We start from the raw sequence: 9,216 nt of genomic DNA, 5'->3' as shown, positions 1-9,216 counted from the left end.
TACTGGGCCTCATGACCGAGCGCGTCGACACACCCGGCATCGATCCCGCGGACTTCCGCGTCCACGTGGTGGCGCAGGCCATCCGACTGTTCTCCGAGAACGGGTACGAGGCGACGACCGTCGAGCAGATCGCGTCGGCCGCCGGGGTGTCCCGGCGGACGTTCTTCCGACAGTTCCGCTCCAAGGAGGACGTGATCTTCGCCGATCACGAATCACTGTTGCAGCAGGCAGAGGACCATCTGTCCACGGAAACCGACGACCCGTGGGCGGCGGTCTGCAGAACGGCGGGCCTGGTCTTCGACAGGTTCCGGGAGAACCGGGAACTGGCGGTGCGCCGGTACCAGGTGGTCCAGAGGGTTCCCGCGCTCCGCGACCGGGAGATCGTCACCGGCGTCCGCTACGAGCGGTTGTTCGTCGACTACCTGCGCGGCGTCGTGCCCACCCAACCGGTCCTGAAGGTCATCGGATTCGCGGCCGCTGTCACCGCGTGCCACAACTTTCTGCTTCGGAACATGATCAAGGGCGACCAGGACGCCACCGCGGAGGAACTCGAGCGAGCCCTGCTCGACGTGCGCCGGACGTTCGGCGTCGCTCCGGGGGCATCCACGCAGGAAGAGGACGCCGTAATGGTGGTCTCGTACCCGCCGGGGACTCCCGTGGAGGAGATCACCGGGCGCATCCGGACGCAGTTGTCCCGGCGCCGGGGCTGAGCGGCCGAAGGTGACGACACCCACCCTTGACTGGCACTCAGTGCCGTGGTTGACTGCACTCCAGTGGCAGTAGTTTGCCGACCACGAACGTTGCGGCCCACCTGAACGGAAATAGACCTGGCACGGAGTGCCGCTCAGACTCGGTGCCGTCGAGACTCAGCAAGGAGCGCCCCCATGGCCGGAAATCCGGACTTCGATCTGTTCAAGCTCGGTGAAGAGCACGACGAACTGCGGTCCGCGATCCGCGCGCTCTCCGAGAAGGAGATCGCACCCCACGCGAAGGAAGTCGACGAGGATTCGCGCTTCCCCGAAGAGGCGCTGCAGGCCCTCGTGAACTCCGGCTTCAACGCCATCCACGTCCCCGAGCAGTACGACGGGCAGGGCGCCGACTCCGTCGCCACCTGCATCGTCATCGAAGAGGTCGCCCGCGTCTGCGGCTCCTCCTCCCTGATCCCCGCGGTCAACAAGCTCGGCACCATGGGCCTGATCCTCAACGGCTCCGAGGAACTCAAGCAGCAGGTCCTGCCGCAGCTCGCGTCCGGCGAGGCGATGGCGTCGTACGCGCTGTCCGAGCGCGAGGCCGGTTCGGACGCCGCGAGCATGCGCACCCGCGCCAAGGCCGACGGCGACGACTGGATCCTCAACGGGTCCAAGTGCTGGATCACGAACGGTGGCAAGTCCAGCTGGTACACCGTCATGGCCGTCACCGACGCCGACAAGGGAGCCAACGGCATCTCCGCGTTCATGGTCCACAAGGACGACGAAGGATTCGTCGTCGGACCGAAGGAGAAGAAGCTCGGCATCAAGGGTTCGCCCACCACCGAGCTCTATTTCGAGAACTGCAAGATTCCCGGCGACCGCATCATCGGCGAGCCCGGCACCGGTTTCAAGACGGCGCTGCAGACCCTCGACCACACCCGTCCCACCATCGGCGCGCAGGCAGTCGGCCTCGCACAGGGCGCCCTCGACGCCGCCCTCGCCTACACCAAGGACCGCAAGCAGTTCGGCAAGTCGATCAGCGACTTCCAGGCCGTGCAGTTCATGCTCGCCGACATGGCGATGAAGGTCGAGGCCGCGCGCCTCATGGTCTACACCTCCGCGGCCCGCGCCGAGCGCGGCGAGAAGAATCTCGGTTTCATCTCCGCGGCCGCCAAATGCTTCGCCTCCGACGTCGCGATGGAGGTCACCACGGACGCCGTCCAGCTGTTCGGTGGCGCCGGCTACACCACCGACTTCCCCGTCGAGCGGATGATGCGTGATGCGAAGATCACCCAGATCTACGAAGGCACCAACCAGATCCAGCGCGTCGTGATGTCGCGTGCACTGTTGAAGTAGGCGGCTACGCCGCCCGTGCGCCTTTTTGGTAGTTCCCGCTACCAGAAAGGCGCACGGCTACGTGAGGAGAATTTGTGGAACTAGTAGGCGTGATCGGCGGCGGCACCATGGGTGCCGGCATCGCCGAGGTATGTATCAAGGCCGGCAGCTCGGTTCTCATCCTCGAGACGAAGCCGGAGTTCGCCGAGGCCGCGCAGGCCCGGATCGAGAAGTCCCTCGCCCGCGGGGTCAAGGCGGGCAAGCTCGACCAGGAGGCCGCGGACGCCGCGCTCGCCCGGGTGCGGGTCACCCTCGACATCGACGACTTCGCCGACCGCGACCTCGTCATCGAGGCGGCGCCGGAGATCGAATCCCTCAAGGTCGACATCTTCCAGAAGCTCGACAAGGTCGTGAAGCCGTCCGGCATCCTCGCGTCCAACACGTCGTCCATTCCGCTGATCAAGATGGCCAACGCCACGCAGCGTCCCGGGCAGGTCGTGGGTGTCCATTTCTTCAACCCGGTGCCGGTGATGCCGCTGGTGGAGATCGTGGTCAGCCTCGTCACGTCGGAGGAGACCGTCACCGCGGTCACCGACTACGCGAAGAACACGCTGCGCAAGAAGACGGTGCGAGCCGGTGACCGCGCGGGATTCATCGTGAACGCGCTGCTCATCCCGTACCTCACGTCGGCGGTCCGGATGCTCGAGTCGGGTTACGCCACCGCCGAGGACATCGACGAGGCCATGAAGGGCGGCTGCGGGTACCCGATGGGCCCGCTGACGCTGATCGACACCGTCGGTCTCGACATCACGCTCGCCGCCGCGGAGTCGCTGTACGCGGAGTTCGCCGAGCCGCACTACGCTCCCCCGACGCTGCTCAAGCGCAAGGTGGATGCCGGGCACCTCGGCAAGAAGAGCGGCAAGGGCTTCTACGACTACAGCTGATCGCGCCCGTCCGGGAGCCCGTCGCGTTGTCGCGGCGGGCTTTCGCCGTTCGCGACGGCGTATCCCATGTACGAGATGGCCGTGCTCCGGATCTGCCCGAAGTCGAGGCGGCGGCTCAACTCCCCGTAGCTGAGCCGGGTTCCGCCCGCCCGGGCGAGGTCGAGGAGCCGGAGAGGATTCTTCGACCGCGGCCCGAGCCCGACGATCTCGCCGAGCCGCAGATCGCGGCGCTCCAGGATCGCCGTCAGCTCCGCGGGACGGATGCACATCGACCAGTCGTGGATGGGGGTGTCGAACATCCGCGTCATCCGCCACTCCTGCATGATCTTGATGGCGACGAGCTTGCTGACGAATGTGCGGTTGATGGTGTCGAACAGGTACAGGCCGCCGGGTTTCAGCACGCGGGACGTCTCGGCGATCACTTCGCCCAGATCCGACACGTGCTCGAGGACGTCGCAGCAGTAGACGACGTCGAACGTGGAGTCCGGCACGGGGAGTCGCTCGCCCGACCCGATGCGGTACTCGATGTCGAGTTCCGCGCGGTCGGCGTGACGGCGGGCGGTGTCGATCGACACCGGGGACGGATCGATTCCCGTCACGCGGAATCCGATCCGGGTGAACTCCTCCGCGAGGAACCCTCCACCCGACCCGACGTCGAGGGCACGCAGACCGCGATAGTCAGGACCGATCGTCTGGCCGAGCACCTTGCGGAAGTAGGCGAATCGTCCCGGCGTCAGGCTTCCGTGCAGCAGGTTGAGCGGGTTGTCCTCCTCCCACCACGACTCCCCCACCCGGTTGTAGACGTCGTTGTCGATGACCACACGGACCACCCCTTCTCTGCCGAGCGCACTTCGACGACTCCAGCCTTCCCCTGCGCGTCGGTCACTTCAAGGCCGACACCCGTACGCGATGCTCGGAGGATGACTTTCCGGATCTCGCACGTGTGCCTGCTGCTGGGCGGGTTCGTCGCGGGAATTGCGTTGACGTCCACCGGGTCCGGTGGGTTCGTTTTCGTCGTGGGCCGTGAGGTCCTGGACGCGTCGTATCTCGATCCCGCCGCCGGTGCCACCCTCGCCGCGGTCGTCGCAGTCCTGGTGACGGTGCTGGTTCGGGCCCGCCGGGGCCTGTCGGCGCTGTCGTTCGCCGGCCTCGCACTGCTGGGCGTCGCCCGTTCGATCAGGCCGTGGGACTTCGAGATGTTCCTCGGCGGCGTCGCTGCGGGACTTCTCCTCGGCGGTCTCGTCGGACTGTGCGCCACCGCCGACCTCGAGTGGTTGCAGACCGCACTCGCGGCGGGTGTCCTCACCGGGGTCCTCCTCGACGGACCGATCGAGCATCTCCGGATATCCCTCCCCCGGCGCTACGCGGACTACCTTCCCGGACACACCGTCGATGCGGCGGCGCTGGCCGTCCTAGCGCTCACGGCCGTGGTTTTGGCTGTGGCGTTGCGATCCGGCGACTTCGGCGAGCGGGCGGACCTCGCGGTGAGCAGGCGCGCCGTCGTCGCGGGGATCGTGGTGCCGCTGGTCGGGCTGGTGCTGTGCTGGTGGTTCGTTCACCAGGCGTGGGACGTGGACTCCGACGGCGGAATGAAGGGCCGGTGGGTGTTCGGGATCGTCCTCGTCGCGGTGGTGATCGCCGCCGCGCTGTGGCTGGAGGGCCGCACCGGGATCGTGTTGCTCGCCGCGATGGCGCTCGTCGCCACGGGCGGCATCGGCAGGTCCGCGTTCCCGGATTCGTGGCCGTGGCTGCTGTTGCCCGCGGCACTGTCACTCGCGGGTGCCGTGCTCGGACGGCGTTTCCCCCAGCCGGTTCTCGGCATCGCGGCGCTGGCGGTGGTCGCCGCGTCGGCAGTGTTCGAGCACCCGCCGTGGGACAACCTGCAACTCGGCGCGATGTGGCTGCTCCTTCCGCTCGCGGCCACGTACACGTTCGCGTCGAGCGTGCCGTCGAGCGGACCGGTCACCGCGGCGGCGCTGGCGATCCCCGCCGCGCTCACCGTCCCCCTGGTCGTCGACTACGGGTGGACGGCGTACACGCCGCTCACCACATCGGGGACCACGCCGTGGCCGGACTCGTGGGGGTGGACGTCCACGGGAGTGTCGGTGGCCGCCGTGGTCGCGTACGGCCTCACCGCGGCCTACCTCGGAAAACGCCCCTCCTGACCAATATGCAGGATACATATGTTGTGCACCATGCATAGACTGTGTAGGGTGCACAAATTGTGTTTCGCAACGTCAAGGAGATTCGTGTGGACAGTCCGACGCCCGTCGTCCGCCCGGGCGGCCTCGTCGCCGTGCTGGCATTCACCGGCATCGTCGCCGCACTCATGCAGACCCTCGTGGTGCCGCTGATCGGTGACCTGCCCCGACTCCTCGGCACGACCGCCTCCAACGCATCCTGGGTGATCACCGCGACGCTGCTCGCCGGCGCGGTGGCTACCCCGGTCACGGGACGTCTCGGCGACCTCTACGGCAAGCGTCGAATGATGCTGATCTGCACGGTGCCGCTCGTCCTGGGCTCGGTGGTCTGCGCACTCGCGACGACCCTGGCCCCGATGGTGATCGGCCGGGGACTGCAGGGCGTCGGGGTGGGCCTGATCCCGCTGGGAATCAGCGCCTTGCGGGACCTGCTGCCGCCCGAGCGCCTGCACTCCTCCATCGCCCTGATGAGCTCGTCGATGGGCATCGGCGGTGCCCTCGGCCTGCCGCTCGCCGCGACGGTCGCCGAGAACGCCTCATGGCGGGTGCTGTTCTGGGGCGCCGCCGGGCTCAGCGCGGTGATCGCCGTACTGCTCTGGTACTTCGTGCCCGCCACCCCGGTGCACGGCACCCGGGGCCGCTTCGATCCCGTCGGGGCGGTCGGGCTCGGCGTCGGACTGGTGTGCCTGCTGCTGGCCGTGTCCAAGGGCGCCGACTGGAGCTGGACGAGCGGCACCACCCTCGGCCTGTTCGCGGCCACGATCATCGTGTTGACGGCGTGGGGCCGGTGGGAACTCCGCACTCCGCAGCCCCTCGTCGACCTGCGGGTCATCGCCGGACGTCAGGTGCTGCTGACCAACGCCGCGTCCGTCGTCGTCGGCTTCGCGATGTACGCCCAGTCGCTGATCGTTCCGCAACTCCTGCAGTTGCCCGCGTCGACGGGATACGGCCTGGGACAGTCGATGCTGGCGATGGGTCTGTGGATGGCCCCGTCGGGCCTGATGATGATGGCGGTGTCCCCGTTCGGCGCCAAGCTGTCGTCGACCCGCGGACCGAAGGTCACGCTGCTAGTCGGCAGCCTCGTCATCGCCCTCGGCTACGGGTCGTCGATGTTCCTGATGGGGTCGACGTGGGGTCTGGTCGTGGTGACCTGCATCTGCGGCGCGGGCGTCGGTCTCGCCTACGGCGCGATGCCCGCCCTCGTGATGAGCGCCGTGCCGCAGTCCGCGACGGCGTCCGCGAACAGCGTGAACTCCCTGATGCGTTCGGTGGGCACGTCGGTGTCCGCGGCCGTCGTCGGCGTGGTCCTGGCGCAGATGAGCGTGCAGGTCGCGGGCCACACCCTGCCCACCGAGGGCGGATTCCGGACCGGTCTGCTGATCGGTTGCGGTGTCGCGCTCGTCGCCGCGGCCATCACCGTGGCAATTCCCACCCGACGTGCACCCACACCGCCGAACACGGCTCCCACCGAACCGCTCGCGTCGTCGAAGGCATAGCCGTCGACCGCCCTACTTGTGCAGGGCGTATCCGGCCACGGGGTTGCCGTTGATGTAAACGGTGCCCTCGTAGGTCCCGTCCGGCCTCGGGGTGATCCGGTCGGTGAGGAAATTCAGGCCGGACGGGCTGTAGTCGGTGACGAGGGAGCCGCCCGGTTCCGGGGTGGTCATGCCGAAGATGTAGGGGAAGAACACCCCGAAGTTGTCCATGACCCATCCGGGTCCGAACGTCTTGCCCTTCCAGATCAGGTCGCCACCGAGAACGTTGGTGGTGCCGAGGTACGTGCCGGCAGGCAACGGGACCGGCATGGGCGCGGGGAGCGGCGGCGGCATGGGCGCCGGTACCGGGTCTGCAGCGGCCGTCCCCGCAGCGAAGAAAGACAGGCCGGCCACCGCGACGGCCCCGACCGCGACCTTGCGCATGATGTCCATGAGTTCTCCGTATATCGAGGTGCGTGGCGGAAAGTGTCGCACGTACACAGCCGTCACAGGGCGAGTGTGAAGAAGATGCTGTTCGGATCGTTGTCGTAGTCCCCGAACGGAGGACATTCGGTGAAGCCGTGCTCGGTGTACAGCCGCCTTGCCGGGGCGAAGAAATCCTCGGTGCCGGTCTCGAGGCTGAGCCGGACGTACCCGCGTGCCCGCGCCTCGTCGACCAGGTGCGTGAGGAGCCGGGTGGCCACACCCCGCCCGCGCGCCTCCGTGGCCGTCCGCATCGACTTGATCTCACCTTCGGCCGCCGAGAGCTCACGCAGAGCCACGGTTCCCAGCACGGCCTCCTCGTCCCACAACGTCCACACGGTGACCGAGGGGTCCCGCAAACCGGACAGATCGAGGGCGTGAACGCTCTCGGGCGGCGACGTGGCACGCATGTCCGCCAGGTGCTCGGCCAGCAGTCCGTGCACGTCCTCGCGGGACAGGTCGTCGACTTCGATATACACGTGCAGGCTCTCGACTTTCGGTTTCCGACCGGGCAACGCTGTCGAGTATGCCGAAGCCGGCGCGAGAAATCGCAACGAGTACCGCACTGCCTGGACCGCAGCGCACCATGGGGAGATGACCGAGACAGTTCTGCGCCTGAGCACCCGCCAGGGGCGGTGGGTGGTCACCGCCACCGTTCTCGGCTCGAGCCTCGCGCTACTGGACGGCACGGTGGTGAACATCGCCCTGCCCCACATCGGCGAGGACCTCGGGTCGGATGTCGCCGGAATGCAGTGGGTACTGAGCGGCTACACCCTCGCCCTGGCGTCGCTGATCCTGCTGGGCGGGGCGCTCGGGGATCGCTGGGGCCGGCGACGCGTCTTCGTCTGGGGGACGGTCTGGTTCGCGGTGGCGTCGCTCCTGTGCGGCATCGCACCCGACATCACGATGCTCGTGATCGCCCGAATTCTGCAGGGTGTCGGGGCTGCAATGCTGACCCCCGGCAGCCTCGCACTGATCTCGGCGTCGATTCACGAGGACGACCGCGGCGCCGCGATCGGACTGTGGTCGGGGCTCGGTGGGGTGGCCGGGGCGATCGGACCTCTGCTGGGCGGCTGGCTGGTAGAGGTGGCCGGCTGGCGGTCGGTGTTCCTGATCAATCTTCCGCTCGCCGTCGTCGTCGTGTGGGCGTCGATGCGGCACGTCCCCGAGAGCCGGGACCCGCATCCGTCCGATCACCTCGACGTGCTCGGGTCGGTGTGCGCGGTGGTCGGTCTCGGCGCCCTCACCTACGGTCTGATCGAGATGAACCTGATCGCCGGGGTGGTCGGAGCCGTCGCGCTGATCGCGTTCGTCGTGGTGGAACGGCGCTCACCGAACGCGCTGGTGCCGCCGAGCCTGTTCGCGTCGCGCATGTTCGTGGCGGCGAACCTGGTGACGCTCGCCGTGTACGCCGCGCTCGGCGGCGTCTTCTTCCTGCTGGTCCTGCAGTTGCAGTTGGTGGCCGGATACTCGCCGATCGAGGCCGGGGTCGCCACCATCCCGATCACGCTGGCGATGCTGGCGTTCTCCTCCCGCGCCGGCAGCTACGCCCAGACCCACGGCCCCCGGCTACCGATGACCGTCGGGCCCGCCCTCGCAGCGGTCGGGCTGCTGTTGATGACGCGGATCGGGCCGGACGCGAGCTATTGGACGGTCGTGCTTCCCGGCGTCGTCGTGTTCGGTCTCGGACTGTCCGCCATGGTCGCGCCGCTGACCGCCGCCGTGCTCGGGTCGGTCCCGGTGGAGCAGTCGGGCATCGCGTCCGGGGTGAACAACGCGGTCGCGCGCACCAGCCAACTGCTGGCGGTGGCCGCACTCCCTGGGATCGCCGGGATCGACGCCGAAAGCATGATCGACCCCACCAGCTTCTCGCACGGCTTCCGCATCGCGATGTACATCTGCATCGCACTGCTCCTGGTCGGGGCGATCATCGCCGCAGCCCTGATCCGCGCTCCCGCTCCGCCGGCTCCCACCCCGCTTGGTCCCGTCCCGGATTCGGTTGCATGCAAACCACATTGCGACGTCACCGGTCCGGCCGTGCAACCGGCCCTCGCGCGGCCCGGCCCCACCCCGCCGGAGGGGTGACGCG

General features: G+C 68.2%; 9 protein-coding genes. 6 read left to right on the top strand and 3 right to left on the bottom strand.

What is annotated here, in order from left to right; genetic code table 11:
- The first annotated feature begins 11 nt into the window (after positions 1 to 11).
- The 3 genes from CJ179_RS27300 (at position 12) to CJ179_RS27290 (ending at position 2,968) form a co-directional block, all read left to right on the top strand.
- Positions 12 to 710 carry a TetR family transcriptional regulator gene (locus CJ179_RS27300; protein WP_072944631.1) on the top strand — a complete coding sequence of 233 codons (699 nt, stop codon included), beginning with the start codon at positions 12 to 14 and terminating at the stop codon, positions 708 to 710.
- 174 nt (positions 711 to 884) lie between these two features.
- Positions 885 to 2,045: an acyl-CoA dehydrogenase gene (locus CJ179_RS27295; RefSeq protein WP_072944633.1), complete on the top strand. Its 1,161-nt coding sequence runs from the start codon at positions 885 to 887 to the stop codon at positions 2,043 to 2,045.
- Between the two features lie 74 nt (positions 2,046 to 2,119).
- The gene (locus tag CJ179_RS27290) at positions 2,120 to 2,968 is read left to right on the top strand and encodes a 3-hydroxybutyryl-CoA dehydrogenase (RefSeq protein WP_072944635.1); all 849 of its coding nucleotides are present in this window, start codon (positions 2,120 to 2,122) and stop codon (positions 2,966 to 2,968) included.
- Here CJ179_RS27290 and ubiG read toward each other — a convergent pair.
- Positions 2,959 to 3,798 carry a bifunctional 2-polyprenyl-6-hydroxyphenol methylase/3-demethylubiquinol 3-O-methyltransferase UbiG gene (gene ubiG / locus CJ179_RS27285; RefSeq protein WP_072944637.1) on the bottom strand — a complete coding sequence of 280 codons (840 nt, stop codon included), beginning with the start codon at positions 3,796 to 3,798 and terminating at the stop codon, positions 2,959 to 2,961. The genes CJ179_RS27290 and ubiG overlap by 10 nt on opposite strands.
- Before the next feature lie 90 nt (positions 3,799 to 3,888).
- Here ubiG and CJ179_RS27280 point away from each other — a divergent pair, with 90 nt between their 5' ends.
- Complete coding sequence (locus tag CJ179_RS27280; RefSeq protein ID WP_095863429.1) at positions 3,889 to 5,133, top strand: hypothetical protein; 1,245 nt, start codon at positions 3,889 to 3,891, stop codon at positions 5,131 to 5,133.
- 86 nt (positions 5,134 to 5,219) lie between these two features.
- A complete protein-coding gene (locus CJ179_RS27275) occupies positions 5,220 to 6,665 on the top strand; it encodes an MFS transporter (protein ID WP_072944641.1) in 1,446 nt (481 codons plus the stop codon).
- A 12-nt stretch (positions 6,666 to 6,677) separates the two neighbouring features.
- On the opposite strand, the gene CJ179_RS27270 is transcribed toward CJ179_RS27275, so the two are convergent.
- Positions 6,678 to 7,097: a hypothetical protein gene (locus CJ179_RS27270; RefSeq protein ID WP_072944643.1), complete on the bottom strand. Its 420-nt coding sequence runs from the start codon at positions 7,095 to 7,097 to the stop codon at positions 6,678 to 6,680.
- A 53-nt stretch (positions 7,098 to 7,150) separates the two neighbouring features.
- Entirely contained in the window at positions 7,151 to 7,606 is a 456-nt protein-coding gene (locus tag CJ179_RS27265; RefSeq protein ID WP_072944644.1) for a GNAT family N-acetyltransferase, read from the bottom strand.
- Positions 7,607 to 7,721: 115 nt separating this feature from the next.
- Between CJ179_RS27265 and CJ179_RS27260 the strand changes: the two genes are divergently transcribed.
- Positions 7,722 to 9,212: an MFS transporter gene (locus CJ179_RS27260; protein ID WP_095863428.1), complete on the top strand. Its 1,491-nt coding sequence runs from the start codon at positions 7,722 to 7,724 to the stop codon at positions 9,210 to 9,212.
- Positions 9,213 to 9,216 lie beyond the last annotated feature (4 nt).

The organism is Rhodococcus sp. ACS1 (assembly GCF_002300155.1).
In the GTDB taxonomy this organism is placed as follows: Bacteria; Actinomycetota; Actinomycetes; order Mycobacteriales; family Mycobacteriaceae; genus Rhodococcus_F; species Rhodococcus_F koreensis.
Note: the sequence above shows the minus strand (reverse complement) of the source record. Positions and strands in the feature narration are given on the sequence as shown.

Coding starts and splice junctions, on each gene's coding strand:
- CJ179_RS27300 (WP_072944631.1), top strand. CDS start 12: ATGACCGAGCGCGTCGACACACCCGGCATCGATCCCGCGGACTTCCGC.
- CJ179_RS27295 (WP_072944633.1), top strand. CDS start 885: ATGGCCGGAAATCCGGACTTCGATCTGTTCAAGCTCGGTGAAGAGCAC.
- CJ179_RS27280 (WP_095863429.1), top strand. CDS start 3,889: ATGACTTTCCGGATCTCGCACGTGTGCCTGCTGCTGGGCGGGTTCGTC.
- CJ179_RS27260 (WP_095863428.1), top strand. CDS start 7,722: ATGACCGAGACAGTTCTGCGCCTGAGCACCCGCCAGGGGCGGTGGGTG.
- CJ179_RS27270 (WP_072944643.1), bottom strand. CDS start 7,097: ATGGACATCATGCGCAAGGTCGCGGTCGGGGCCGTCGCGGTGGCCGGC.